Annotated in this window: 21 protein-coding genes and 3 tRNA genes; 13 read left to right on the top strand and 11 right to left on the bottom strand. The window is 58.7% G+C overall.

Annotation, left to right across the window (positions count from 1 at the left end):
- Positions 1-110 precede the first annotated feature (110 nt).
- Positions 111-872 (bottom strand): SDR family oxidoreductase, encoded by a 762-nt coding sequence (locus MSNKSG1_RS08600; protein WP_008938859.1) that lies wholly within the window; start codon positions 870-872, stop codon positions 111-113.
- Between the two features lie 91 nt (positions 873-963).
- On the opposite strand from MSNKSG1_RS08600, the gene MSNKSG1_RS08595 reads away from it, so the two are divergent.
- The 6 genes from MSNKSG1_RS08595 to gspD all read left to right on the top strand — a co-directional run bounded on the left by MSNKSG1_RS08595 (position 964) and on the right by gspD (position 7,494).
- A complete protein-coding gene (locus MSNKSG1_RS08595; RefSeq protein ID WP_008938858.1) occupies positions 964-1,482 on the top strand; it encodes an FxsA family protein in 519 nt (172 codons plus the stop codon).
- 200 nt (positions 1,483-1,682) lie between these two features.
- Positions 1,683-1,970: a co-chaperone GroES gene (gene groES, locus MSNKSG1_RS08590; protein WP_008938857.1), complete on the top strand. Its 288-nt coding sequence runs from the start codon at positions 1,683-1,685 to the stop codon at positions 1,968-1,970.
- Positions 1,971-2,044: 74 nt separating this feature from the next.
- Positions 2,045-3,697 carry a chaperonin GroEL gene (groL, locus tag MSNKSG1_RS08585; RefSeq protein WP_008938856.1) on the top strand — a complete coding sequence of 551 codons (1,653 nt, stop codon included), beginning with the start codon at positions 2,045-2,047 and terminating at the stop codon, positions 3,695-3,697.
- 168 nt (positions 3,698-3,865) lie between these two features.
- The gene (gene gspN / locus MSNKSG1_RS08580; protein ID WP_008938855.1) at positions 3,866-4,657 is read left to right on the top strand and encodes a type II secretion system protein N; all 792 of its coding nucleotides are present in this window, start codon (positions 3,866-3,868) and stop codon (positions 4,655-4,657) included.
- A gap of 1 nt (position 4,658) precedes the next feature.
- Positions 4,659-5,501, top strand: a complete 843-nt coding sequence (locus tag MSNKSG1_RS08575) for a type II secretion system protein N (protein ID WP_008938854.1) — start codon at positions 4,659-4,661, stop codon at positions 5,499-5,501.
- 31 nt (positions 5,502-5,532) lie between these two features.
- Complete coding sequence (gene gspD, locus MSNKSG1_RS08570; RefSeq protein ID WP_008938853.1) at positions 5,533-7,494, top strand: type II secretion system secretin GspD; 1,962 nt, start codon at positions 5,533-5,535, stop codon at positions 7,492-7,494.
- 30 nt (positions 7,495-7,524) lie between these two features.
- Here the strand turns inward: gspD and MSNKSG1_RS08565 are convergent, their stop codons facing one another.
- The 6 genes from MSNKSG1_RS08565 to purE form a co-directional block, all read right to left on the bottom strand.
- Positions 7,525-9,504, bottom strand: coding sequence for a M48 family metallopeptidase (locus MSNKSG1_RS08565; protein WP_008938852.1), 1,980 nt, complete (start codon positions 9,502-9,504; stop codon positions 7,525-7,527).
- 10 nt (positions 9,505-9,514) lie between these two features.
- Positions 9,515-10,102 carry a LemA family protein gene (locus MSNKSG1_RS08560; RefSeq protein ID WP_008938851.1) on the bottom strand — a complete coding sequence of 196 codons (588 nt, stop codon included), beginning with the start codon at positions 10,100-10,102 and terminating at the stop codon, positions 9,515-9,517.
- Positions 10,103-10,124: 22 nt separating this feature from the next.
- Complete coding sequence (locus MSNKSG1_RS08555) at positions 10,125-12,185, bottom strand: putative bifunctional diguanylate cyclase/phosphodiesterase (protein WP_008938850.1); 2,061 nt, start codon at positions 12,183-12,185, stop codon at positions 10,125-10,127.
- Positions 12,186-12,442: 257 nt separating this feature from the next.
- On the bottom strand, positions 12,443-13,021 hold the full coding sequence (gene sodB / locus MSNKSG1_RS08550; RefSeq protein WP_008938849.1) for a superoxide dismutase [Fe]: 579 nt from the start codon (positions 13,019-13,021) through the stop codon (positions 12,443-12,445).
- 71 nt (positions 13,022-13,092) lie between these two features.
- A complete protein-coding gene (locus MSNKSG1_RS08545) occupies positions 13,093-14,211 on the bottom strand; it encodes a 5-(carboxyamino)imidazole ribonucleotide synthase (protein WP_008938848.1) in 1,119 nt (372 codons plus the stop codon).
- 246 nt (positions 14,212-14,457) lie between these two features.
- Positions 14,458-14,949: a 5-(carboxyamino)imidazole ribonucleotide mutase gene (gene purE, locus MSNKSG1_RS08540; RefSeq protein WP_008938847.1), complete on the bottom strand. Its 492-nt coding sequence runs from the start codon at positions 14,947-14,949 to the stop codon at positions 14,458-14,460.
- A 146-nt stretch (positions 14,950-15,095) separates the two neighbouring features.
- On the opposite strand from purE, the gene MSNKSG1_RS08535 reads away from it, so the two are divergent.
- The 6 genes from MSNKSG1_RS08535 to MSNKSG1_RS08510 all read left to right on the top strand — a co-directional run bounded on the left by MSNKSG1_RS08535 (position 15,096) and on the right by MSNKSG1_RS08510 (position 17,890).
- A complete protein-coding gene (locus MSNKSG1_RS08535) occupies positions 15,096-16,049 on the top strand; it encodes a coiled-coil domain-containing protein (RefSeq protein WP_008938846.1) in 954 nt (317 codons plus the stop codon).
- Positions 16,050-16,181: 132 nt separating this feature from the next.
- Positions 16,182-17,063: a DUF2846 domain-containing protein gene (locus MSNKSG1_RS08530; RefSeq protein ID WP_008938845.1), complete on the top strand. Its 882-nt coding sequence runs from the start codon at positions 16,182-16,184 to the stop codon at positions 17,061-17,063.
- A gap of 102 nt (positions 17,064-17,165) precedes the next feature.
- Positions 17,166-17,417, top strand: a complete 252-nt coding sequence (locus tag MSNKSG1_RS08525; RefSeq protein WP_008938844.1) for a hypothetical protein — start codon at positions 17,166-17,168, stop codon at positions 17,415-17,417.
- A gap of 162 nt (positions 17,418-17,579) precedes the next feature.
- Positions 17,580-17,655: transfer RNA gene (locus MSNKSG1_RS08520), tRNA-Val, on the top strand.
- A 75-nt stretch (positions 17,656-17,730) separates the two neighbouring features.
- A tRNA-Asp gene (locus MSNKSG1_RS08515) sits at positions 17,731-17,807 on the top strand.
- A 7-nt stretch (positions 17,808-17,814) separates the two neighbouring features.
- Positions 17,815-17,890: transfer RNA gene (locus MSNKSG1_RS08510), tRNA-Val, on the top strand.
- A gap of 82 nt (positions 17,891-17,972) precedes the next feature.
- Here MSNKSG1_RS08510 and MSNKSG1_RS08505 read toward each other — a convergent pair.
- A complete protein-coding gene (locus MSNKSG1_RS08505; RefSeq protein WP_008938843.1) occupies positions 17,973-19,379 on the bottom strand; it encodes a 3-oxoacyl-ACP reductase in 1,407 nt (468 codons plus the stop codon).
- Between the two features lie 320 nt (positions 19,380-19,699).
- On the opposite strand from MSNKSG1_RS08505, the gene MSNKSG1_RS08500 reads away from it, so the two are divergent.
- Positions 19,700-21,025: an acetyl-CoA C-acetyltransferase gene (locus MSNKSG1_RS08500; RefSeq protein WP_008938842.1), complete on the top strand. Its 1,326-nt coding sequence runs from the start codon at positions 19,700-19,702 to the stop codon at positions 21,023-21,025.
- Positions 21,026-21,309: 284 nt separating this feature from the next.
- Here the strand turns inward: MSNKSG1_RS08500 and MSNKSG1_RS08490 are convergent, their stop codons facing one another.
- From MSNKSG1_RS08490 to MSNKSG1_RS08480, 3 genes are all read right to left on the bottom strand, one after another.
- The gene (locus MSNKSG1_RS08490; RefSeq protein WP_227497984.1) at positions 21,310-22,599 is read right to left on the bottom strand and encodes a peptidoglycan DD-metalloendopeptidase family protein; all 1,290 of its coding nucleotides are present in this window, start codon (positions 22,597-22,599) and stop codon (positions 21,310-21,312) included.
- 130 nt (positions 22,600-22,729) lie between these two features.
- On the bottom strand, positions 22,730-24,199 hold the full coding sequence (locus MSNKSG1_RS08485) for an amidase (RefSeq protein WP_008938840.1): 1,470 nt from the start codon (positions 24,197-24,199) through the stop codon (positions 22,730-22,732).
- Positions 24,200-24,236: 37 nt separating this feature from the next.
- Positions 24,237-25,244, bottom strand: a complete 1,008-nt coding sequence (locus MSNKSG1_RS08480; RefSeq protein ID WP_008938839.1) for a hypothetical protein — start codon at positions 25,242-25,244, stop codon at positions 24,237-24,239.
- Positions 25,245-25,413 lie beyond the last annotated feature (169 nt).

Below are 25,413 nucleotides of genomic sequence, written 5' to 3'. Positions count from 1 at the left end.
TTCTCTGCCAGAAAAGATGTCCGAGCGCAGCGAGTTCTTTTCAAAGAGAAAAGACTCCCCCGCCTTCGGCTCCTCCCCAAGCTTAGAAATCCACTAAAGCGGAAGCGAAGTCAGAGCCGCAAAGCCCCATCCACCTCAATCATCCGTCCAGACAGATAATCATTCTCGAAAATAAACGCCGCCGCATGAGCAATCTCCTCCGGCCGCCCCATGCGCCGCAACGGAATACCCGCCGTCATCTTCTCCCGCGCCTCCGGCTTCATCGACGCCGTCATCTCCGTCTCGACAAACCCCGGTGCAATCCCCGCACACCGGATCCCGTAACGGGCCAATTCTTTCGCCCACACCGGTACCAGCGCCGACACACCCGCCTTGGCTGCGGAATAATTGCTCTGCCCCATGTTGCCCGCCCGGGAAATCGAGGCGATGTTGATGATGACGCCCCGGTCGCCATTCTCGATCATGCGGGTGGCAGCCTCCCGGCCACACAGAAACACCCCGGTGAGGTTCACATCAATCACCGACTGCCACTGCGAGAGCTCCATGCGCTTCTCGACCTTGCCGTCCTTCACTTTCACCATCAGGCCATCGCGTAAAATGCCCGCGTTGTTGATCAGCCCGTTCAGATGGCCAAAGTCTTTCAGTATGGCCCCGAAAGTGCTCTCCACATCCGCCTCTTTGGCGACGTTGCAGACGTAGGTGCGTGCCTCGCCGCCGGCTTCGCGGCAGGCAACTGCGGCTTCATCCAGCTTTTCCGGCACCAGGTCAATCAGCGCCAGCTTCGCGCCCCTGGCTGCCAGAAACTCTGCCATGGCCCGGCCGAGACCCTGGCCGCCGCCGGTAATTGCAATCACGGAATCTTGAACTTTCATGGTTTGCCCTAATCAAGTTGTCAGGTGGTGTTACGTTTTCTGTGCGCCTGAAACGAACGTTTTTATTGTGCGGAAGCAATCAGGAGGCATTTTGCCCATTTTCCTATTTCTTTTCATCATCCTGCCGATTGCCGAGATGGCGGTGCTCATCCAGGTGGGCGGAATGATTGGCGTGCTCAATACCGTGGGGCTGGTTCTTCTGACCGCCGTCATCGGGGCCGCGCTACTCCGGCAGCAGGGGCTGGCGACGCTTCTCAAAGCCAACCAGCGACTCAACAGCGGCGAGCTGCCGGCCAGGGAAGTGGCGGAAGGCCTGATTCTCGCCGTTGGTGGCGCGCTTCTTCTCACGCCGGGGTTCATCACCGACACCATCGGATTCCTCTGTCTGATTCCGGTTACCCGTCATTGGCTGTCGGCTCAGGCTCTGAAACGACTGGTGGTTTCCGGGCAGAGCAGTGCCTTCGTTTTCCGTTCCGGCGGGCGCGGCCCCTTCGATCAGGGCCCCTTTGGTCGGGAGGATCCATTCGATCGGGATGCCAACGGTGACATCATCGAAGGTGACTATCAGGACCAGACCGAGCGCGACCGCGATCGCCTCGGGAAAAAGTGAAAAAAATTTTTATCGGGGGTGTTGAAAACATGCCTGATAACCCCATTAAGGTCTCACAAGTTCGCTGCGGGCTGATATCCGGTTGTCAATCAACCGGGTTCCCAGCCGGGCAATTGTGTCCGGAGCAGGGCAACCTCCCGGGCCACCTTAAACATGAACTGTCATTGCCACATTAATCTGACTATTGGAGAAGCCGAGCAATGAAAATTCGTCCGCTACACGATCGTGTTGTCGTGCGCCGTAAGGAAGAAGAAGAGAAAACTGCGGGTGGCATCGTGCTGCCGGGTAACGCCAAAGAGAAGCCTTCGCAGGGTGAAGTGATTGCCGTCGGTAACGGCCGCATCATGGACAATGGCGAAACCCGCGCCCTGGCGGTCAAGGTGGGTGACACCGTGGTCTTCGGCCAGTACGCCGGTAACACCGTCAAGGTTGACGGTGAAGAGCTGCTCATCATGAGCGAAAACGACATCTACGGCGTGCTCGAGTAATCGCTTCGCGATTGGCACGAAATTTCATTAATCCGATTGGTTGAATTTCGGTTTAACGAACAGGAATAGAAGACATGGCAGCTAAAGAAGTTAAGTTTGGTGATAGCGCTCGCAAGCGCATGGTCGCAGGTGTCAACATCCTGGCGGACGCCGTCAAGGTAACCCTGGGTCCCAAGGGCCGTAACGTGGTTCTGGAGAAGTCTTTCGGCGCTCCGAACGTGACCAAGGACGGTGTGTCCGTGGCCAAGGAAATCGAACTGAAAGACAAGTTCGAGAACATGGGCGCCCAGATGGTCAAGGAAGTTGCTTCCCAGGCCAACGAGAACGCCGGTGACGGTACCACTACCGCAACCGTTCTGGCTCAGTCCATCGTCAACGAAGGTATCAAGGCCGTGACTGCCGGCATGAACCCGATGGATCTGAAGCGCGGCATCGACAAAGCCACTACCGAAGCCGTCAAGGCGATCCGTGAAATGGCGACGCCTTGTAATGACAGCCGCAACATCGCCCAGGTTGGCACCATCTCCGCCAACGGCGACGAGACCATCGGCAAGCTGATCGCGGATGCGATGGAGCGCGTTGGTCAGGAAGGCGTCATCACCGTTGAGGAAGGCCGCAGCCTGGAAGACGAACTGGACGTGGTTGAAGGCATGCAGTTCGACCGCGGCTTCCTGAGCCCGTACTTCATCAATAACCAGGACAACATGTCTGCCGAGCTGGATGACCCGTACATCCTGCTGGTTGACAAGAAGATCTCCAACATCCGCGAGCTGCTGCCGGTGCTGGAAGCTGTAGCCAAGGCTGGCAAGCCGCTGCAGATCATTGCCGAGGACATCGAAGGCGAAGCCCTGGCCACCCTGGTTGTGAATAACATGCGTGGCATCGTGAAGGTCAACGCCGTGAAGGCGCCTGGCTTTGGTGATCGTCGCAAGGAAATGCTGCAGGATATCGCCATTCTGACCGGTGGGACTGTGATTTCCGAGGAAGTCGGTCTGACCCTGGAAAACACCACCCTGGATGACCTGGGCACCGCCAAGCGTGTCAACGTCACCAAGGAAAACACCACGATCATCGGTGGTGCCGGTGCACAGGCAGACATCGAAGCTCGCGTTGAGCAGATCCGCAAGCAGATCGAAGACAGCACCTCCGATTATGACAAGGAGAAGCTGCAGGAGCGCGTAGCCAAGCTGGCTGGCGGCGTTGCCGTCATCAAGGTAGGCGCAGGCTCCGAAGTGGAAATGAAAGAGAAGAAGGCCCGTGTTGAAGACGCACTGCACTCCACCCGCGCTGCGGTGGAAGAGGGCATTGTGGCCGGTGGTGGTGTCACCCTGATCCGCGCCATTGCGGCTCTGGACAAGGTTGACGCGATCAACGAAGAGCAGAAGGCCGGTGTCAATATCCTGCGCCGTGCCATGGAAGCTCCGCTGCGTCAGATCGTGTTCAACGCCGGTGGCGAGTCTTCCGTTGTGGTTGCCAAGGTTCGTGATGGCGAAGGTGCCTTCGGTTACAACGCCGCTACCGAGACCTACGGCGATATGCTGGAAATGGGTATCCTGGATCCTGCCAAGGTGACCCGTTCCGCGCTGCAGGCTGCTGCCTCCGTGGCATCCCTGATCATCACCACCGAGGCGATGGTTGCGGATGAGCCGCAGGAAGAAGGTGCCGGCGGCGGTATGCCGGACATGGGTGGCATGGGCGGAATGGGAGGCATGGGCGGCATGATGTAATGCACGCCCGCTCCCGGCAGGGGCTCACGCGTTGAGTCCCGGCCCGAGCAATCCTCAAAAACCCCGCGCTGGTTCACGCCAGCGCGGGGTTTTTGTTTTTTTGTCATGAACTTGCGATACGCCTTTGCTAGACTCGGTCTCCGGTCTGTTTTTGTGTGTAGTCAATTGATGAGCGACGCCGTACCAAAATCCTTTTTTCGCCCGGGCAAGCTTGTATTGCTGATTCTGCTGGGCGCTTTCGTTTATACGGCGGCGTTGGTGGTGTTTGTGCCAGCAGGCTGGGTCTGGCAAAAGGCGTCACCCCATGTTCGCCTTCCAGACCAGGTGCAGGTGCGTCAGGTCTCCGGGAAACTCTGGGATGGCGCTGCCGGTGTCGTGCTGGCGGGATACCCGGTGCGGATCGACTGGCAACTCGGCTGGCCGTCGTCCGGGCAATGGGATCTGCCTGTCAATTTTCATCTGGATACCTCCCAATCGTCGCTCCGCGGGTCGGTAAACCTTGGGTGGTCTGGTCAGGTCGACGTTGAAGCCTCTGGTCGGATCGGTGTAGCGGAATTCCGGGATCTGATTCGCCGCAGTGGCGGCGCCATGATCGAGGGTGACGTCGTGATCGACCGGTTGCGGGCAACCTGGGCGGATAATCGAGTAACGGAAGCAGACGGCCATGCCCGTTGGGCGGGTGGCCGGGTGACCTGGCCGATGGGTAATCAGACCGGCTCGGCGGATTTTCCCCCGATGGACGCCGATCTTTCCACGACCGATGGCGGCGTTGCCCTGACGGTTGCCCAGCAGGGTGGAGCGGGTCCCGCAGCAGACGCAAGCCTCCTCTGGAACGGTATGATGGAAATTCGCGTTTATAAACGAATGGTGGATCTCGCTGGTCAGCCGTGGTCGGAATCCGCCAGGCCCGGGGATGTGGTGTTCCGGGTTCGGCAACCGCTTGTGCCGGGGGGGCTATAGCATGGTGTCCTTTGCGGCCAGTGAACGCCTGTCAAGAATACTGGCAAACCTGCTCCTGGTAGCCCTGGTCCTTTATCTGGGGGTTTCACTGGCCCGGGTGACCTGGTTGCTTGCATGGAATGACAGGCCGGTTCCGGTCGCGCCCTCGCAGGCGAGTACCGGCGGCGCCGGGCCCTCCCTCGATTATCCGATGGCGAGCTACGATTTTTTTGGGCGCCCCGCCGTTAATTCGGGCGTGGCCGACGTCGTCAAGCAGTCTGCGCCGGAAACGGGCCTTCGCCTGCGGCTCGAGGGTGTCCTGGTGGGCCAACGTTCTGAGGAGTCCGGTGCTATAGTTGCAGGAAGCAACGGGGAAACGGCTTACTATCGCGTGGGAGAGGTGCTTCCGGGCAATGCAGAGTTGGTCGAAGTGGAGGCCAGTCGCATTCTGTTGCGGCGCAATGGTCGCTACGAATCGCTTACGTTTGAGGATGCCGCCGATACGGGAATGGTTGCAGAGGCAAGCCCCCAGCCGGCAGAATCGGATGCGGCATCGTTCCTTGCCGACGCCAGAGCCCAGCTCGACACTCGGGGAGCGGCAGCACTGGGCCGTTACGGGCTCAAACCTGTCGATGGGAGTGGTACCTCGGGGTATGTTTACGACGGCTCCAATGCGATGCTCAACGCCGTCAATCTCCAGGCGGGCGACGTGATTACCGCGATCAATGGTCAGCGCCTGGGAGATATCGAGCAGGACAAGTCACTGCTCGAGGATTGGAAAAACCAGTCCCAGCTGGACATCGAAATCGAACGTGACGGAAGTATTCTTACTATCAGTTATGCCATACCCGAGCAGTGGCGCTGAACGGGTTCAACGAAACAGGACAAATCGCCAGATGTATAACCACAAGACCAACTTTCTGCGAGCCATTGCTCTGCTTGTTTTGCTTCCACTGATGTCCATGGCTCACGGGCAGGAGGAAACCTGGCGGCTCAACCTGAAGGATGCCGATATCCGGGCGTTCGTGACCCAGGTGGCGGACATCACCGGGTACAGTTTTGTGGTGGATCCCCGGGTGAAGGGCAAGGTTACGGTCCTGTCCAGTGCGCCCATGACGAAGGATGAGATTTACGACCTGTTCCTTGCGGTTCTGAACGTCCATGGGTTTACCGCCATTCCCGGGGAAGAGGTGATCAAGATTGTTCAGCAGGTGGATGCCAAGCAGTCCGCCGAATCCCTGAAGCGATTCAAGAAAACGCCCTCGGAGCAGCTCATCACCCGCGTCATTCAGGTTGACAATGCCAACGCGCTTGAGCTGGTGCCGATCCTGCGTCCCCTGGTGGCCAAGTACGGGCACCTGGCAGGTGTTGCCGCCGCCAACGCGCTGATCATCAGTGACCACCGGTCCAATATCGAACGCATCGAGCAGATCGTTCGTGAACTGGACAGCCCTTCTAAGTACGAAGTGGAGGTGATTCAGCTCAAGGAGGCCTGGGTCGGCGACATGGTGACCCTCCTGAAAGAGCTGGCACCGGATGAACTGGGTAAGGCTGGTGGTGATAACGCAGCCCGAAAATACAGTGTGACAGCGGACGAGCGCAGCAATCGCCTGATCCTGCGTGGCGACGAATCGTTCCGGGAAAAAATGCGTGGGTTGATTGCCAAGCTGGATCAACCCTCTGCGACCGGCGGCACGACCAAAGTGCTCCGGCTGAAGCACGCGGATGCCAAGAATCTGACTGATATTCTGAAAGGCGTCATGGGTGAGGTTGTCAAGGAAGGCGGCGCCGGAGGTTCTTCCGGCGGCACCGCAGGCAATCCCAATAACAACTTCTCCGTGTTCGCCGACGAGGGATTGAATGCCCTGGTGGTGCGCGGTGATCCCTCGCTGATGCAGGAAGCGGAACAGATCGTTAACGAACTGGACGTTCGTCGTGCGCAAGTCATGATCGAGGCGGCCATTGTCGAGATCAGTGACGAACTGGGTCGCGACCTGGGCGTGCAAGTGGCCGTCGGTGACGAGTCCGGCGGCTCCACGCCGGTGGCCGGAACCAATTTTGGCAACGTTGGCCGCAGCCTGGGGGATGTGCTTTCGGCCATTCTGTCACAGTCTGTCATCACGCCGGCTGTGGGCGGTCTCACTGTGGGTGCGGGAGAGCGTAACGAAAACGGAGTAAGCTGGGGTGTATTGCTTCAGGCGCTGGCCACCTCCAGTGCGGCAAACCTGCTCTCCACGCCCAGCATCATTACCCTGGACAACCAGGAGTCGGAGATTACGGTCGGTCAGAACGTACCGTTCCGTACCGGGCAGTACACATCCACCGGCGACAGCGCCACCAACCCGTTCACCACCATCGAACGTCGTGATGTGGGCTTGACCCTGAAAGTGACGCCTACCATCAGCGCCGACGGGCTTGTGCGCCTGGTTGTGGAACAGACCACGGAAAGCGTGGCAGACAGCATCGAGAACGCCTCGGACATTGTTACCAACAAGCGTGAAATCAAGACCACGGTGCTGGCGGACGATGGCGAAACCATCGTGCTGGGTGGCCTGACCCGTGACGATCTTCAGGTCACCAAGAGTAAAGTGCCACTGCTGGGCGATATTCCTGTGCTGGGACGGCTGTTTTCCTCCGAGTCCCGCAACCGGGTGAAGCGCAACCTGCTGGTTTTCCTGCGTCCGACGATCATGCTTGGTAAGGGCGAGGCCCACGCAGCAACCAACCGGAAGTACAAGGCGCTCTGGGATGTGGACCTGGGCACCCGGGAGAAGCTCGGTCTTCCGAAGAGCGACAAGCAACCGGCCATCGATCGCCTGTTTGACCACTCGTCCGAAGAGCGGGCCCAGGCTCAATAGGGGTTGGGGTGGCGCCGGCCGCCCCGGGCCTCACATGGGAGGCATGGGGCAGTCGAGCTGGTCGGCCACCAGCCTCATCAACTCGTACTCGTTGATTTCGACTTTTCCATCGTGGCTGACGCAGTGGGCGCAGGCGTCAATAATCGCTGGTTTGAGCAGCGGGGAGAGGCTGTTCAGGGCGATAAGCGCCTGCTGAAGCTGCTTCATGGTGACTTTCTCCAGGCCAGGTGCCGCGTCCGCTTTCCCTATATCAACAAACCCCGCGATGGCTTGCCGATAGAGCGCCTCGGCTTCGGTCTGATCCTGAGTGCCGGCCCGGGCCATCAGGCTCAGAAGGCGCTGAATCTCCGGCAGCACCGGTTTGTACCGCTTGTAGCGGGTGGGTACGACGCGACCGGCATTCTTGCCCAGATGGCGTGACAGGAAGCTGGTCAGGGTGAGTTCGAACAGGCTGATTCGCTGATCCGCTGCCGCCAGTTTGCGCACATTGCTAATCAAACCGGCCCGCTCCTCCGGGTCCAGTTTGCGAAGGGCCGGCATCGCCAATTCCAGGGCGGGGAAGCGCACCCCGTCACCAATGATCTTCAGCGCCGGTATCAGCTTGTCGAGCAGATCCGGCTCGCAACCCAGAATGGGGTGGGCGGGAATCAGCGCCAGATGGTCTTTCTGCTGTTCCCGGGGCAAATTGGCAACCAGCAAGGCATAGCACAGCTGAACCGCCCCCGCGCGGGTGTAAAGCAGGCTCTTGAACGTGGCAGGCAATCGCTCCAGAAAACGAATCGCAAAATCCTCGCCTTCGGCGCTTACCGTACCGACCTGGTTTGACAGGTTGGCGGCGTTCACCGGCGCAGCTGCAGAGATTGAGGCCGTACGATGGCCACGCACCGGCTGAAACACTTCCTCGGCCACCTGAGCCAGACCGGCACTGTTTGCGCTGGATGCCGCCGCCCCACGGTGTATTTCTCCGCTCGGGTGGGTATCTCTCAGGCGGCTCCGTAACCGTGCAATCAGTCCTGGCTGGATCGTGTTTATACGCTCTTCGATGGGAGGGTGGGAGGCCAGCAAAGCGCTGAATTTCATGCGGGTGGCCTCACCAAAACACATGTGATTCATGTCACTGGCGTGGCCGGTCGTATCCAGATACCCGCCCTTGAGGCCGATCTTGAACAGCGCGCCGCCGATCCCCTCCGGGTTGCGGGTAAATTGCACTGAGGAAGCGTCGGCCAGGGTTTCTCTTTGTCGTGAGACCGCCGACTGGATCAGCCGGCCGAAAAATACGCCTACATAACCGATGACCAGAAGCGCCAGGCCGACCAGCCCAAGCGCTGCCTGGCCCCGGCTGTCCCGGCTGGAGCGCGAGACATAGTGGCGTCGATGAAAGGACGACTGCAGCAGGAATCCGCCGATCTGGCCAATCATCAGGATGCCGGCGAGCAGCGCAATCAGGCGGACGTTGAGCCTCATGTCCCCATTGAGGATGTGGCTGAATTCATGGCCGACCACTCCCTGGAGTTCGTCCCGTGTCAGCTGGGTAATGGCGCCATGGGTAACGACCATCACAGCTTCCCCGGGCGTGTAGCCGGCGACGAAGGCGTTGATGCCGGTTTCATTGTCCATCACGTAAAGGTCGGGGACCGGAACGCCGCTGGCTATAGCCATCTCTTCGACAATGTTCCGGAGCTTGCGTTCGTCGCGATCGGTGGTGTCCGGCGTCACGGCCCGCGCTCCCACCATTTTTGCAACCCGATCACCGCCACCCGCCAGGTCTACCCAGCGAACAAGGGTGCCTACTCCAATGAGAGTGACCACCGCGCCCGCGGTGATCAGGCCGTGAGTGGAGAGCAGCCAGTGAAGGAAGGGCTGATTGGAGGTCTCACTCCGGGTCACCAGGTACCCGACTACGCAGACCGCCAGGGTGATAAGGATCACCGCGGTACTGAACAACAGTACCAGAAGCCCTGTGTTGCGCCGGGCATGGGCCTGGCGCTGGAAAAAACCGGGGTGGGCCATGATTCAGCCCTTAGAAGGAAACTTTCGGTGCCTGGCGGGCTTCCGGAGACTCCAGTTGGAGCTGGGCGGTTTCCTTGAACGCGAACATTCCGGCAATAATGTTGTTCGGGAATTTTTCCCGGAAGATGTTGTAGTTCATCACGCCATCGTTATAAGCCTGCCGCGAGAAAGCCACCCGGTTCTCGGTACTGGACAATTCTTCCATCAGTTGCTGGATGGTCTCGTTGGCTTTCAGGTCCGGGTAGTTCTCAGCCACCGCGTAAAAATTGGCGAGTGCTTTGGTAAGAAGATTCTCGGCGCTGCCCAGGCGCTGGATGCGAGTCCCGTCTCCGGGGTCCTTGGCCGCGTCCTTTTGAGCACTGACGGCGTTGTTGCGCGCTTCCATCACCTGGGTGAGGGTGGACTTCTCATGGCTGAGATAGGCCTTGGCCGCTTCGACCAGATTCGGGATCAAATCATGCCGTCTCTGTAGCTGGACGTCGATCTGGGCAAAGCCATTCTTGAACTCATTTCGCAGCGAAACCAGTCGGTTGTAGATAAAAACAAGATAGATAACGACAACGGCGATAACTGCCAGGCCGATTACGGTCGTGCCCATGGGTGCTCCTCTGGGTAGTTAATCAGGTGTTATTTTCCACGATCTGTTGGTGGAAGCGTTGAACGAAAGTCTCAAATTCATCCGCGGGCAGGGGTTTGCTGAAGAAGTAGCCCTGGGCGAGTTTGCAGCCACGTTGTGACAGGTAGTATTCCTGTTCTTCCGTCTCCACCCCTTCGGCTACGACGGTCAGGTTGAGGCTGCGCCCCAGATCGATAATGGTGTTCGCAATCCGGGTGTCTTCCTCATTGATCAGCAGGTCCCGGATGAACTGCTTGTCGATTTTCAGGTGTTGCACCGGCATCTGCTTCAGGTACGTCAGAGAGGAGTAGCCGGTGCCGAAATCATCCACCGCAATGCTGATGCCGGCACGGTGAAGCGCGTGCAGTTTTTCGACCGCGTCGGACAGGTTGGTCATGAAGCTGGTTTCCGTCACTTCCAGTTCCAGCCGGCCGGCCGGAATATGATGGCGTTCAAGTGTATTGAGGACATCCTCGACGATGGTGTCCTGTGCCAGTTGCACCGCAGAGAGGTTCACAGCCATCCTCAGCGGCTGGCCATCTTTTGCCCAGCGGGCAACCTGCCAGCACGCCTGGTCCAGTACCCATTGTCCGATATCGACGATGGACCCGTTGGCTTCTGCCACCGGAATGAAGTCGTCCGGCGGAACCAGGCCACGCTCCGGATGTTCCCATCGAATCAGCGCCTCTGCGCCAATCACCCGTTTGTTTTCCAGGTTGATCTGCGGCTGGTAGACCAGGTGGAACTGGTGTTTGTCCAGCGCGCTGTTTAGGTCTTTTTCCAGTAGCTTGCGGTCCCTTATCTCCTGGTCAATGCTGGCTACATAGAACTGGAAGTGGTTCTGTCCATGCTGCTTGGCCAGTGTCATGGTCTGCTCGGCGCTTTGTAGCAGCCGGTCCGCCTCGGAAGCGTCGGAGGGATAGAGCGCGACACCCATGGTTGCCGTGGTGGAAATCATATGGCCATCAATCGAGACGGGCAACTGGATGCAGCTGAGGATCCTGTCGGCCGAGTCTGCTGCCTGGAAGCCGTCACTGAGCTCCTTCTCAAGCACTGCGAACTGATCGCTGCCAAGCCTGGCAAGCGCAAAACGGCCGGAGCCAAATTTACTGGTCAGTCGGTCTGCAATGGACTGGAGTACCCTGTCGCCGACCCGGAAGCCGCTTTGTTCATTCAATGATTTGAAGTCGTCGATACCGACCACGGAGAGGGCAAGTGAATAGTTTCGATGCTGGGCCTCGTCGATGTTGCGCTGCAGAACCTCCATGAATGTGTCCCGGCTCGGCAGTCCCGTGAGCTGATCGTATTTCGACAGCCGGGATACCCGGTCTTCGGCTTCTCGACGCCGCTTCTGGCTGTCCGCGATGGCGACCAGGAGATTGTTGGTGGCATTGACCCACAGGCCGAGCTCATCCTGTTTGTGGCCCTCCGGCATGGCTAGTAGCCGGTCATCCGGGTTCTCCGGGTCGACCTGCTTGACCGAGCGGACAATCCGCAGGAGAGGGCGAGTCAGAAGCAGGTGGAACACCACGTACAACAGGACGCCAAGGATGAGGGCCGTTGCGATGACCGAGCCAAATGTCACGGCGGACCGGTTGAGCCAGGTTTCGGCGGCGGGCGCCGTATCGTACTGAACATCCAGATAGCCGTAGATAGTGTCGGGTTCGCTCGGCCGTATCAGGGGTTGGCGGTACTCGCGCTCATGGCCAAAGATTGGATCGGTGAGGGGGCGAAAGCTAGCTTCGGTCAGCGGGCTGCGGCGCTCGCCAAGAGTCTGGCCGTCTGGATGGGAAATCCGGGCTCTATGAACGGCCGCCTTGGCAAACAGGCCGTCTACGACCTGTTGGGCCAGTTCAGAATCGATGCTGAAAACCGCCTGGGTGGCGGCGTCCTGAACCATCGCGATGGTCTGTCGCGCGTCGCCATCGAGTTCATCGGACACCCTTTGGACATCAAGAGCGACTTGCACGGCGCTCACCACCACGCCGGTCACCAGCGCAATAGCCAGTGTCCAGCCGAGGATGCGATATCCCAGGCGGTGTTCCGTTTCAAAGGAATGCGTCATTTCAGGCCGCTGTTCCGTCTTCAGTGATCCGTATGCGCGTATCCCGGGAGGGAGGCCGTCGGCGCGCCAGCCAGATCAGTATGGTTTATTTTTACGGTTACTGCATTGAGTATCGGAGATTTTTTCAAAGATGTCCCGGCGCGCGTGTTTCAATTTGTTCGCTTTTCGTGGCCGATAGATACAAAAAACGCCCGCGCTGGGCGGGCGTTTTGACGGCAGCCGGAAATGGCTGCCGTTGAGCGGCGATCAGGGATCGATCAGGCCAGGTTTTCGTTCACGAAATCCCAGTTGACCAGGTTCCAGAAAGCTTCCAGGTAGTTCGGACGGGAATTCCGGTAGTCGATGTAGTAGGCGTGCTCCCACACATCAACGGTCAGGACCGGCTTGTCCGCGCCAGTCAGTGGCGTTTCGGCGTTGCTGGTGTTCACGATGGCAACGCTGCCGTCGGCTTTTTTCACCAGCCACGTCCAGCCAGAGCCAAAGTTGTTGGCGGCCTTGTCGTTGAATTCCTTCTTGAAGTCCTCGAAAGATCCGAAGGCTTTCTCGATGGCTTCCTTGGCTGCGCCAGTCGGCTCACCGCCACCGTTCGGGCTCAGGCAGTGCCAGTAGAACGTGTGGTTCCACACCTGGGCGGCGTTGTTGAACAGAGGGCCGCTGGAGCTCTTGATGATGTCTTCCAGGGACTTGTTGGCGTTGTCAGTACCTTCCACCAGGCCGTTCAGCTTGGTGACGTAGGTGTTGTGGTGCTTACCGTAATGGTATTCGAGTGTTTCCTGAGAGATGTGCGGTTCCAGTGCGTTCTTTTCGTAAGGCAGTGCGGGAAGTTCAAATGCCATGAGGTCGTTCTCCCTGTCTCTCTGTTTATGTGAATGTACGACTAGGCAATATAGGGGCGATTTGAGTCAAATCAACCCCTTGCCGTTAAGGAACTCGTAAAATCCGGACAGCCCGGCAGAAACTGCGCGCAATTTCTTACCCGCCATACGAGCTCCTCGTAGCTGTCGGCCAGAATGTTGACGTGCCCGAGTTTGCGTCCCGGGCGCTCGCCCTTGTTATAGAGATGGACATGGGCGTACGGCAATTCAAGCATTCTGTCGATGTCGCCGTGTTCACCGATGATATTGATCATACAGCTTAGACCACGAGGCGCCACATTTCCCAATGGATGCCCGCTGACTGCCCGGATGTGGTTTTCAAACTGGCTGGTCATCGCGCCTTCAATGGTCCAGTGTCCCGAATTGTGGACCCTGGGCGCCATCTCATTGGCCACCAGGCCATCGTCGGTTTCGAACAGCTCGAGAGTCAATACGCCGACGTACTCCATTTCGTTCAGTAGGGCCCGGATATACCGTTCGGCATCGTCCTGAATCTCCGGTGTCATTGATGGGGCCGGAGCGATGGAGTAGCGCAGGATGCCTTCGTGGTGAGTGTTCTCCGCCATTGGGTAGAAAGCGACATCGCCGTCTTCGGCGCGCACCGCGATAATGGACACTTCCCGGCTGAAATTGACGAATTTTTCCACAATTACGCGCTGGTGGCCGATGGTCTCCCAGGCACTTGCGGCTTCTTCAGGGTCTTTCAGGACCGCCTGGCCCTTGCCGTCGTAACCTTCCGTAATGGATTTGGCGACCACCGGGCAGCCCAGTTCTTCTGCGGCGGCTTTCAGGGATTCGGCGCTGTCGGCAACTTTCCACTGAGGCGTTGGGATGCCCAGTTGCCCGAAGAGGGTTTTCTCGGCTTCCCGGTTCTGGCAAACCTGCAGGGCTCGGGGGCAGGGGTGTACCGGCTTTTCTTTCGCCAATGTCTCGGCTACCTCGACCGGGAGGTGCTCGAATTCGTAGGTCACCCGATCAACCCGGGAGAGGAAGTCGTCCAGATACTTGCCGTCCCGGTCGATCATCACTTCGCCCAGTCCTGCGCTTGGACTGCCGGACATGTCATAGAATACAAAGGTCTTGGCCAGCGGGTATCCGGCGAGGGCCAGCATGCGCCCGAGTTGGCCGGCGCCTAGTACACCAATTCTCATTTGTGTTCTCCTGCCTTTCTGTTTGGCTTCTGACATGGGGGCGGCGCGGGCCGGGCGAGGCTGCCCAAAACACGCTCCTTCGGCACGTCCTTGTGACGCTTGGGCTCCGTCATCCATGGCTCCGCACAGTTTTGGGCAGCCTCGCCCGACCCGCTCGGCATATTTCGGAGTCAGGCCTAACCAAATTTTGTCGTTAATGCTGCCATTGATGATGCTGCATCAAAGGCTCACTTCTCCGATGTATGATTATTGCTCGCTTGGGTCTGGATTATCGAGGACTGTCTGTGTCTGGGTCGAGCGAAACGCTTCTACCGCTTTTCGGATGCTGTCGTCGGACGTGCCGATAATCTGTGCCGCCAGCAGGCCGGCATTGGTGGCGCCGGCTTTTCCGATGGCCAGTGTGCCGACCGCTACGCCACCGGGCATCTGCACGATGGACAGTAGAGAATCCAGGCCGTTCAGGGCCTTTGACTGGACCGGCACGCCCAGTACAGGAACCGGTGTCTGGGATGCGATCATGCCTGGCAGATGCGCTGCGCCGCCTGCGCCCGCAATTATGACCTTCAGTCCGCGATCCGCAGCAGTTTTGGCGTAGTCGAACAGGAGGTCCGGTGTACGGTGGGCGGAGACGACTTTGGTCTCGTAGGGTACGCCAAGCTTGTCGAGCATGCTGGCGGCGTGTTCCATGGTGGGCCAGTCGGATTTCGAGCCCATGATGAGTCCTACAAGCGGCTGCATAAGCAACATCCCGAGATAATTGGAAAGCCGGCCATTGTATGTTTTGCCTACTTACCTTGCAAACCTCGGAGCCGCGTGTCCTGCATTTCATCTGTTTTATAACTGCATGTATTATCGCAGTCTGATATCCACGTCCAGGAGTAGTAATGGAACCCATCCGCCCAGACGATGATGAATTGCGAGCCGATGCGCCGATTGGTCGGCCCAGCGACAAGGTCCGGAAAGAGAAACGCCCAACCCCATCCAAACCGGGAAGGTCTGATGCACCCGGGAAAAAGCAACCCGTAGCGCGGGCGAATAAGCGCGGTGGTGGTGCAATGCTCTGGCTGGTCGTGGTGTTGCTGGCGATCGTGGGCGCAGGCGGCTGGTACCTGCAGAACCAGCGTATCCAGGCGCTGGAGTCGCAGTTGGAGGAAGCGGACTACTGGGCCCGGCAGAGCAAGTTGGCGCTGGCCCGGTTCGAGGGTGAGCTTTCCCAGACCGGTGAAAATCTACAGGAGCGGGGCGCATCGCTCTCGGAGCAGATTGCATCGAACAAGGAGTCGGTCGCCTCTGCAAACAGTGAGATTCGAAAATTGTGGGTGCTGTCCAATGAGAAGAACAAGCCCCGACTGGATGACCACGAGGAGCGTCTGAAGTCCCTCAGCTCGGAACTGGCTTCCAGTAAGAAGTCCGTCGGGCAACTGGAGGCTTCACTCAAACAGGTGCAATCCTCGCTGAAAGCCGACGTCGCTGCGCTGGAGAAGCAGACTCAGACATCGTTGGCCGCGCTGGAGGATAAGGCCGGTCAGAACAGCGCTGCGCTTGCGGATCTGAACCAGCAGATGGCGGACGTTGACCAGCGGGTGGACCAGCGTATTCGGCGTTTCGAGCAGGAGCAGAAGCTGGGAATCGACGGTATGGAGAGCCGGATTTCTGCCCTCGAAAAACAATCCAATGGTGTCGCCGAGGCGTCAACGGTGAAAGCCTTGAGGGGCGAGTTGTCTTCGCTGCAGAAGACGGTTGAATCCATTGATGCGTCGCGTTCCCAGCTGACATCCCGACTGGTGCGTCTGTCCGATGAGGTCGACCGCCTCAAGGCGCAGGTCGCCGGGAAGTAGTGGGGCGGATGCCACCGCAAGAGAAGGTATGTTTTGTAACGGTTTGTATTCATCTCTTGCGGTAGCTCTCAGTTCTGACTCCAGGCAGTTGTTATCATCGGCTCACTCGTACTGGGACGAAGAGTCAGAACAATGAGAAAGCCATTCTCCAATGCCTTGCAGCAAGGAGTTGCCCGTCTGGGATGGGCGGCAGCTCTGACGCTTGCCCTCTCGATGTCGGGGTGCACGGTTTATCAGTCAATTGGCAAGAGTACGGGGTCTTTCCTGCATCCCGTATCCGGGCACGACTTCGTGCATATCCCCAACGATCAGTGGAATCAGAATAACGCGCTCCTGTATTTCTACCGCACGGATTCCCAGTGGGCGGCAGATGAACTCGAAGCGCCCAGCGTCTACATTGACGACGTGCATTACTTCAATATCCGCAATGACAGTTATACCTGGCTGGAGGTCAGTCCCGGCGAACGACACATCACCATGAGACGGCCGCTGCTGGGGCTCGAGGGTGTGAATTCGTTCGCCCTGAGCAAGATTGCGGACGCCACTCTCAAGGTAGAGCCAGGGCACATCTATTACCTCCGCTACAATGAGCTCTCAGAGCCCGAGGAGCCGAATCCTGCTCTCGATCCGGAGGACCCGCTGGCGCAGGGCGACCTTCAGCTGGTGACCCGTGATTACGCCATGCAGGCCGACGAACTCATTTCGACGCGTTTCCTGAACAGCGACATGCTGGCACCGAACCATGCGGCGGCGTCCATTGTCGAGGTCAATGAAGATCAGGATTACGAGAAGACGCTGGAATACCTGAAAGAAGAGCGGGAGCTTGAAATCCAGCGACTTGAGGCGCAGGGCAAGTACGAACCTGCGCCCTGGTACTGGCCCTTCGGTGGCGGGCCGACGGTGCCCCTGGAAGCCGATCGTAAGATCCGCGAGCTCAAGTCGAACTACGCCCAGCTCCAGAAAGAGCGGGAGCGGCGGGAAGAGGAAGAATCCGGTGGGTGGTGGATCTTCTGATCATTGGCTCAGACGACGACTCGAGTGCGGCCTTGGCCAATTGTCGTAAAGGCAATCCCTGACTAAACTCTGCTCAGCCAAGTGGTGCAGGAAGCTGAGATAATGTCACGGAAAATCCAGTCAGAGAATCAGGGGCGGATGGAAAAGCCGAGCGAAGGCCTGATCCCCAGGATCGCAGCGCGCCTCAGTGAATGGCGCAGCCGGATCGATGAACTGAATGTGTCACTCGCCAGTCGGGCAATACCCGATGAGCGGCGCGCGAGGGTGAGTGAGCTGTCACTGCAGGAAAAAGCTGCCCGGGCGGGCCAGTTAAAGAGTGGCTCGGACCCGGATAAGGCGGGATTGTCTGATTAATAAATAGGCGGAAATGGGCCGAAAATTGTCCGATTTTTAATGGCTTGGGCATTTTTCGAGAAAATTTCTGCAAAAGGTTTGACACCGCCAACGAAATGCTTAAAATGCGCCTCTCACTTGCTTGAGAGAGCAAGGGTTTGAAAGCCTCTAGAAGGTCGGTTGGGGTGGTTAGCTCAGCTGGGAGAGCATCGCCCTTACAAGGCGAGGGTCGCAGGTTCGATCCCTGCACCACCCACCAATTCAGAGTCTTTCAGGCATCACCGGATCACCCCATCCGGTTTCAGGTTCCTGGCTTCACAGCCGGAATTGATGCGGAGCGGTAGTTCAGTTGGTTAGAATACCGGCCTGTCACGCCGGGGGTCGCGGGTTCGAGTCCCGTCCGCTCCGCCATTTTCCCGGGTGGTTAGCTCAGCTGGGAGAGCATCGCCCTTACAAGGCGAGGGTCGCAGGTTCGATCCCTGCACCACCCACCAGAATTCAGAAGAGGGCCGGTTTTTAACCGGCCCTCTTTTTTTGTGCCAGAAAAAGGGGCGGTTGCCCGCCCCGTCGTTCCGGTTATTTGCCAATCAAGGATTGTCCGCACACCCGAACCACGTTGCCGTTGACGCCGCTGGAGGCCGGGCTGCAATACCAGGCAATGGCTTCGGCCACGTCGACCGGTTGTCCACCCTGAGAGAGGCTGTTCATGCGCCGGCCCGCTTCGCGGATGGTGATTGGCATGGCGGCCGTCATCTGGGTTTCGATGAAGCCCGGTGCAATGGCGTTGATGGTAATACCGTTCTTCAGCTGTTTTGCCATGGCTTCGACATAACCGATGACACCGGCCTTGGCGGTGGAGTAATTGGTCTGCCCAAAGTTGCCGGCGATACCGCTGATGGAAGAAATGCAGACGATTCGCCCGTTCTGGCGCAGCAGCTCCCGCTTCATCAGCTCCTCATCGATGCATTCTTCCGCAGACAGGTTCACCGCGATGGCCATGTCCCAGAAGTGCTCGGGCATGTTGCCGAGTGTCTTGTCCCGTGTGATCCCGGCGTTGTGGATCACCAGGTCGATACCACCAAAATGCTCTTCGGCAAAGTCTGCGATCAGTTTGGGCGCGGTTTCATCGGTGATGTCGCAGGCCAGGGCCTTGCCCTTGATGGAATCGGTGACCTTCTGGAGATCTTCCATCGCCGGAGGAATGTCCAGACCGATAACCGTTGCACCGTCCCGCGCCAGCGTGCGTGCGATAGCTTCGCCAATGCCTCGGGAAGCACCGGTAACCAGAGCGACTTTGCCGGTGAGCGGCGCGACCGGATTCGTGGCCGGTGCCTCCGTGCTCTTGCCGATGCGGACCACCTGGCCGTCGACGTAAGCAGAACGGACCGACAGGAAGAAGCGGACGCTGGAGTCCAGTTGCTCCTCCGCACCGGGTGCCATCCGGACCAGATTTGCAGTCGCGCCCTTCTTTCCGATTTCCTTGCCCACGGCCCGCACGAAGCCCTCTAGCGCCTGCTGTGCCGCTGCCTGAGGTGCCTTGCGGCAGCTCGTCGGATCCATGCCGATTACGAGGACACGCCCGTTTACCGCAAGCTTTTTGATGGTAGGGTGGAAGAAGTCGTATACCGCCCGCAGTCCCTCCGGCGTCTTGATGCCAGTGGCGTCAAAGACCAAGGCTGAAAATTTCTGGTTAATTTCTGCGGTAATCTCCAGCGCTTTAGCCTTGTTTCCCGCTTTGGCGGAGTCGGCGAGCGTATCCAGACCTGAGGCGTGGTGCAGGGTAGCGGCACTCGCTCCGAGAGTAGCGCCGACAGTGGCGATGGCTCGGGCACCATCGGCGGCACCGACCAGGACATCACCTTCGATGAAGGGCTGGTCAGTACGCTTCAGGCGTTTCAGCGGAATCGGAGACGGCAGTCCCAGTGATTGGGCGGCGGTTTTACCCACCGGTGTATTGACGAATTTGAGATAGAGGTCAGACATGGGTTCTTCCTTGCGTTCACAATGAGTGTCAATTTGACCTACAGGGTAAAGAATCCTTTAGTTTTTGTATTGACTCAATGCCTATGGTCGATTGTCAGAGGCGCCAATGAGGGATTTCCTGCTGTCGATAGACTGGACATCATTGACTCAAGCCTAGGGGGAGGGCGATTGGGGAAGCCTTTCCAAAACACGCTCCTTGCGGCACGTCCATGTGACGCTTGGGCTCCGCCATCCATGGCTCCGCACAGTTTTGGAAAGGCTTCCCCAATCGCCCCTTGGCGCTTTCATTCACTGGTTCTCAAGCTATTCAGGTAAAAATTATGGCACAGGCTCCGAAACGCACATCGAAAAAGTCATCCGTAAAAAAGAGTGATAACGGCATCCGTCGGGTCGCCGTTCTCGGGGGGAATCGAATACCGTTCGCCAAATCGAACACCGCCTACAGCAAAATCAGTAACCAGGAACTGCTGACCTCTGCGCTGCGCGGTCTGGTGGATCGGTTCGATCTCCAGGGCAAGCGGATGGGCGAGGTCGTGGCGGGTGCGGTCATCAAGCATTCCCGGGATTTCAACCTGACCCGGGAGTCCGTGCTTAGCTGCGGGCTGGCGCCGGAGACGTCTGCGTACGACATCCAGCAGGCGTGTGGTACCGGATTGGAGGCAGCGATCCTGGTGGCCAACAAGATTGCGCTGGGCCAGATCGAGTGTGGTATTGCCGGCGGGACGGATACCACCTCCGACGCGCCCATCGGGGTTGGTGAAGGGCTCCGGGAAATTCTGCTGGACCTGAACCGGGCGAAAACCACCAAGGAGCGGCTGAAGATTCTGGGGCGCTTCCGCCCGGGGCATCTGGTTCCGGAAATTCCGGAAAATGGCGAGCCCCGGACGGGCATGTCCATGGGTGAGCATTGCCAGGTAACGGCAAAGGAATGGGATATTCCCCGTGAAGACCAGGATGTCCTGGCGTGGGAGAGTCACCAGAAGCTGGCCAGGGCCTACGAGGAGGGGTTCTTTGGTGACCTGATGACGCCGCTGGCCGGGTTGGAGAAGGACAACATTCTGCGGCCGGACACTACGCTGGAAAAGCTGGCTACCCTGAAACCGGTCTTTGACCGGGAGAATGGCACGATGACGGCCGCTAACAGCACCGCACTGACCGACGGCGCGTCCTGCGTTCTTCTCGCCAGCGAGGAGTGGGCCAGGGAGAATAATCTGGAAGTGAAAGCCTGGCTGACGTTCTCGGAAGTGGCCGCTGTCGATTTCGTCGACAAGAAAGAAGGGCTGTTGATGGCACCGGCCTATGCTGTGCCGCGGATGCTGGAGAGGGCCGGGCTTACGCTGCAGGATTTCGATTTTTATGAAATCCACGAAGCGTTCGCCGCCCAGGTGCTCTCTACCCTGAAAGCGTGGGAGGATCCGGCGTTCTGTAAAGAGCGGCTGGGGCTGGACGCGCCGCTGGGCAGCATTGATCGGGATAAGCTGAACGTCAAGGGCAGCAGTCTGGCAACCGGGCACCCCTTTGCCGCGACCGGCGGACGCATCGTGGCGACTCTGGCCAAGCTTCTGGAGGAAAAGGGGAGCGGTCGTGGGTTGATCTCGATCTGCGCCGCGGGCGGCCAGGGGGTCACTGCGATTCTGGAACGGTAAGTTTCGGTAATATCCTTTGACAGGTTGGATTCCAGCCCGTATCATTCGCGCCACGTTGATCGGGGGTTCCCCGAAAGACAACCAGTTTTGATGCGGGGTGGAGCAGTCTGGTAGCTCGTCGGGCTCATAACCTTGGTTCGAATCCAGCCCCCGCTACCACTATTGAAACAAAGCCCGCGCATGCGGGCTTTGTTGTTTTCGAGCTTCAGAAAAAAGGCAGATCAGTCGGGAACTGATCTGCCTTTTTTTGTTCCTGTGTCCGGTCCTGAAATACCTTGCCAGCCTCAGTTGGTGGCGGTATCCGAACCCTGATCGGGGCCGGTTGCGACCAGTGACGCCGGATCCGTGGCGGCACGCATGAGCGCCAGTTGTTGGTGAACCTGGGACTTGAAGGACGCGAGGTCTTTCCTCGGTACACTGGCGGCCGTGGGAATGTCCGCGGTCAGCGGATTGACGGGCCGGCCCTTGACGTGGAATTCGAAATGCAGGTGAGGGCCAGTGGTGCGCCCGGTGTTGCCGGATAGTGCGATTTTCTCGCCTCGTTTCACCCGCTCGCCCCGTTTCACCATGATCTTGCTCAGATGCAGATAGCGTGTCTCGAAAGACCCGTTGTGGTCGATGTCGATGTACTTGCCGGCATACGGATGGTTACCAATACGGGTGACAACGCCATCGCCGGTGCTCCGGACGGGCGTGCCGGTTGGAGTGGCCAGGTCAACGCCGTTATGGGGCGCCCGGCGGCCCGTGACGGGGTGCAGTCGCTTCGGGTTGAAGGGGGACGACACCCGGAAATGGCGGGTTGTCGGCCAGCGAAGGAACGCCGGCAGGATGCTTTCGCCGTTTTCGTCGTAATAATTGCCATCGTCATACAGGAAGGCGTTGTAGACATGCTTGCCCCGGGAGAGTGACACCGCCTCGATACGCGTGTGTCCGGTCGCCTGGTCCTCTTGTGTGATCTCGTGGCCGACCATGACGGCAAAGGCATCTCCTGCACGCAGGTCCCGTCGGAAATTGAGCTTGTTCTTCAGGAGGTGGCTCAGGCTGGCTACCTGGGCTTCGCTCAAGCCGGCTTTCATGCCGGAGGCGTAGAAACTGCCCCGTATTTCCCCGGTGAGAATCTGGGATTCCCAATGGGTCTTGCTCTCCACCTGCTGGTGGACGAACGAGTCGTCGTCCTGCCGGACAAAGCTGACCTTGCGGGCCGGGTCCAGTTGCAGGTCCAGTTCAGTCAGATTGTGTTGATCATCGTACCGAAAGGTAAGCACCTTGCCGGGCATCAGGGTTTCGAGCGAAAGATACTCGGAGTCTGCCTCCAGGATGTGCTGGAGCAGAGTTGCGGGGATATCCTTTTCCTCGAAGATTTCGCTCAGGGTATCGCCCTTCCGGATTTCGTAATCGACCGCAAGAGGACCTTTGGTCGTACCGTCGCTGTCGTTAGACGCCTGGTTTTGCCCGGAGGAAGAGTTGTCGGAGACCAGGCTCTGCGGGTCCAGCTTGAAGGTCGCTGGCGTAGGCACGGCGGTGGACTTGCCGGATACCCACATACCGGCGAGTAAAAAGACCAGACTTGCCACTAATGACACTTTGTGGGCTGTTGTTAAGCGACGTCGGGGTTGCATGGGCTCGAATTTCCTGCAGAAAGCGGTTTACATTCGAGCCCAAGGATAATGCTTTTTTACGGGCAGGTCATCCGGGGCCACCGGATTATGACGGTTCGGTAAAGCCGGCGAGCCCATTTTCTTCAAGCAGTTGAGCAAACCGGATCGTGGTCAGATCGGTTCCCGGTGCGCCAATGGCCTGGACATTGAACGGGAGTCCCTCGGCGGTCCGGCCGATAGGGATCGATGTTGCCGGAAGCCCCAGCAGTGTTGCCAGTGCTATCCAGCAGAACTGGTCCATGTACGCCCGTGGCTGGCCGTTGACCTGAATGCGCCGCTTGAACACAGGTTGGCTGTGATCATGGCGAATCGCCACGGTCGGTGTGATGGGGGTGAGCAGGACATCGTACTCGTCGAACAGTTCGTCGATTTCAGCCCGCATTTTCTCCCGCATCTCGTTCCACAGTGCCCACTCGTGCACTTTCTGGTTAACGCCGCGGCCATATTCCCCGATGTGAGCGGTCACCGGTCCGAAGAGGTGAAGCCAGGGCTCCAGGCGGGCGATCCACTTCATCTGGCGTCTCTGTCCCGGTTTGAGGGAGGTGCTCAGCAGTGTGCCCAGCAGGTTGAAATAGGCAGGCAGGAGGTGCTCCAAATCAAGAAGTGGGTGCCTGGCTTCCGACACCAGTGCGCCTTGCTTCTCCAGATGTTTGCCCAGTTCCCGGTAATGTTCGGTCAGCTCCTGATCCACCGGGCAATGACGGTCTTCCAGCCACAGGCCCACCCGCGTCTGCTCCAGTGAGCGGATTCTGGAGGGCTCCATGGCCAGGTTCCAGCTGCGATCGTCGGCCGGACGGGGGCCGGCAATGACATTGAGCAGTAACTCAAGGTCTGCCGCGGTCCGCGCCATGGGGCCCGCTTCGACCAGATCGGGGCGGGATTGGGTACCGGGCGGCCCGGGGATGTGTCCGCGGAAGGAGATAAGTGCCCGTGTGGGTTTGTGTCCGAACACGCCGCAGAAATGCGCCGGAGTCCGGATGGAACCCGCCAGATCGCTGCCTACCTCCAGTGGCGTAAAGCCAGCCGCCAGCGCCGCCGCGGCGCCGCCAGACGAACCACCGGGCGTCCGTTGTGCGTCGTAGGGATTACGAGTGGTACCGAACAGTTTGTTGTAACTCTGCAGGTCCGTGGCATAGAGAGGAACATTGGTTTTCCCCAGGATAATGGCCCCGGCATCTTCCAGTCGCTGAACCACGTCCGCATGTCGATCCGGGCGGTGCTGTTCGAGCACGGGAGCCCCGGCCGTACAGGTCATGCCGGCCACCTCCCAGGTATCTTTCAGCGTCAGTGGCAGGCCATGCAAGGGGCCCCGGATCTGATTGGCGCGGCGTTCCTGATCGGCCTTGCGGGCTTTTTCCAGGACAGCCTGCTCGTCGAGCGCCACCACGGCATTGATGGCCGGATTGAGTTCCCGGATACGGGCCAGTAATGAGGTGGCCAGCGTTTCACTGGTCAGCTCCCCCTGTTCCATTTGTCGGAGAAGCTGGTGCGCAGGCTGGTAGTGCAATGCATTCATCGGAGATCCTTGTTGTTGTGATTAGGGGCGTCCGTTATCAGGGCAGTTGTGCCCGCCAATGCTTGACGCGGACCTGTCCCTTGATGGCATCGATAATTTCGATAATCAGCTCGATCAAAGCCTGGTTCTGGGTGTCGTCGGCCGCCACACCCTCCGGGGTCGGCAGGAACACGTTGACGATGTCTTCAATGAAAGCATGGTTCGAGGCGGAGGCCAGATCCTCGAGAATCTGGTGAATGACATTGGCGACGATATCGCCGACCGCTCCCTCCAGCGTTTCCTGGATGGTCGAGCCCACGACCGGAAGATATTTCAGTCTGGACAGCTCCAGATTCTGTTTCAGGGCATGGTCGACGCGATTCTCCAGGTAGTGCCGCAGTGCACCCCGGTTGGGAACGTAGCCTTCCTGGGCCGCCTCGGCGACGCGGCGGGATATCCAGTCCGACAGCATGCCCCGCCTCGGATAGAGAATATCCTGCTGGATGTGGTCGAACAGGGGTGAGCCACGACGCACCTCCTCCTGCACTCCGGTCAGGACCTTCAGGACGATCCGGTCCGACAGTTCCTCCATGAAGGCTTCGTAGTAGAAGTTGAAGAACTGGTAAATGCGGGTGCTGGTAATGTCGATGATCCGGTACTGGTGAAGCCGGTAGACAATTGAAATGACCCGCAGGATGCGCAGAAAGCGCAGACTGCCAACCGGGATGCAGCCCACCACGTCGTACCAGTGGATGAACGGGTAGAAGTACCAGCGATCGTAGATGCTGGTCTTGATGGCGTATCCCCAGCGAACGAAGAACTCCGTGAGGAAGATGCTGACAAAAATCAGATCGTAAAAAATGAAGCGTTCATGGATCGGATGGTAGGCCGACTGCAACGCAGGCAGGTGCTGCTGCAACAGGTGCTGTACCGCGACAAAGCCGTAGATCGAGTCCCAGATGATAAAGGCGAGGTTCAGAATCAGCAGGCCGAGCATCAGAAAATCAATGATGAACCAGACGAGCTGATGACTGGATTTCAGGTTTTCCCGGTTAATCTGCAACATGAAACGGCCAACCAATCCTGCATGGGGTCTCTAAGTGTCTGACAGGTTAGCGTATTTGCCTACTCAGCACGACCTGTTTGCTCGCCATGGATTAACTTGACCCTGTGGCGCTAAAATTCCAGTCTTGATCCGTTCCATTCCGGTCCCGTGAGCGGAAAACGACCAAGCG

Source organism: Marinobacter santoriniensis NKSG1 (assembly GCF_000347775.1).
Lineage (GTDB): Bacteria > Pseudomonadota > Gammaproteobacteria > Pseudomonadales > Oleiphilaceae > Marinobacter > Marinobacter santoriniensis.
Note: the sequence above shows the minus strand (reverse complement) of the source record. Positions and strands in the feature narration are given on the sequence as shown.

Excerpts from the sequence above, each read along its gene's own strand:
- MSNKSG1_RS08600 (WP_008938859.1), bottom strand. The coding sequence starts at position 872 with ATGAAAGTTCAAGATTCCGTGATTGCAATTACCGGCGGCGGCCAGGGT.
- groES (WP_008938857.1), top strand. The coding sequence starts at position 1,683 with ATGAAAATTCGTCCGCTACACGATCGTGTTGTCGTGCGCCGTAAGGAA.
- groL (WP_008938856.1), top strand. The coding sequence starts at position 2,045 with ATGGCAGCTAAAGAAGTTAAGTTTGGTGATAGCGCTCGCAAGCGCATG.
- gspN (WP_008938855.1), top strand. The coding sequence starts at position 3,866 with ATGAGCGACGCCGTACCAAAATCCTTTTTTCGCCCGGGCAAGCTTGTA.
- MSNKSG1_RS08575 (WP_008938854.1), top strand. The coding sequence starts at position 4,659 with ATGGTGTCCTTTGCGGCCAGTGAACGCCTGTCAAGAATACTGGCAAAC.
- gspD (WP_008938853.1), top strand. The coding sequence starts at position 5,533 with ATGTATAACCACAAGACCAACTTTCTGCGAGCCATTGCTCTGCTTGTT.
- MSNKSG1_RS08565 (WP_008938852.1), bottom strand. The coding sequence starts at position 9,504 with ATGGCCCACCCCGGTTTTTTCCAGCGCCAGGCCCATGCCCGGCGCAAC.
- MSNKSG1_RS08560 (WP_008938851.1), bottom strand. The coding sequence starts at position 10,102 with ATGGGCACGACCGTAATCGGCCTGGCAGTTATCGCCGTTGTCGTTATC.
- MSNKSG1_RS08555 (WP_008938850.1), bottom strand. The coding sequence starts at position 12,185 with ATGACGCATTCCTTTGAAACGGAACACCGCCTGGGATATCGCATCCTC.
- sodB (WP_008938849.1), bottom strand. The coding sequence starts at position 13,021 with ATGGCATTTGAACTTCCCGCACTGCCTTACGAAAAGAACGCACTGGAA.
- MSNKSG1_RS08545 (WP_008938848.1), bottom strand. The coding sequence starts at position 14,211 with ATGAGAATTGGTGTACTAGGCGCCGGCCAACTCGGGCGCATGCTGGCC.
- purE (WP_008938847.1), bottom strand. The coding sequence starts at position 14,949 with ATGCAGCCGCTTGTAGGACTCATCATGGGCTCGAAATCCGACTGGCCC.
- MSNKSG1_RS08535 (WP_008938846.1), top strand. The coding sequence starts at position 15,096 with ATGGAACCCATCCGCCCAGACGATGATGAATTGCGAGCCGATGCGCCG.
- MSNKSG1_RS08530 (WP_008938845.1), top strand. The coding sequence starts at position 16,182 with ATGAGAAAGCCATTCTCCAATGCCTTGCAGCAAGGAGTTGCCCGTCTG.
- MSNKSG1_RS08525 (WP_008938844.1), top strand. The coding sequence starts at position 17,166 with ATGTCACGGAAAATCCAGTCAGAGAATCAGGGGCGGATGGAAAAGCCG.
- MSNKSG1_RS08505 (WP_008938843.1), bottom strand. The coding sequence starts at position 19,379 with ATGTCTGACCTCTATCTCAAATTCGTCAATACACCGGTGGGTAAAACC.
- MSNKSG1_RS08500 (WP_008938842.1), top strand. The coding sequence starts at position 19,700 with ATGGCACAGGCTCCGAAACGCACATCGAAAAAGTCATCCGTAAAAAAG.
- MSNKSG1_RS08485 (WP_008938840.1), bottom strand. The coding sequence starts at position 24,199 with ATGAATGCATTGCACTACCAGCCTGCGCACCAGCTTCTCCGACAAATG.
- MSNKSG1_RS08480 (WP_008938839.1), bottom strand. The coding sequence starts at position 25,244 with ATGTTGCAGATTAACCGGGAAAACCTGAAATCCAGTCATCAGCTCGTC.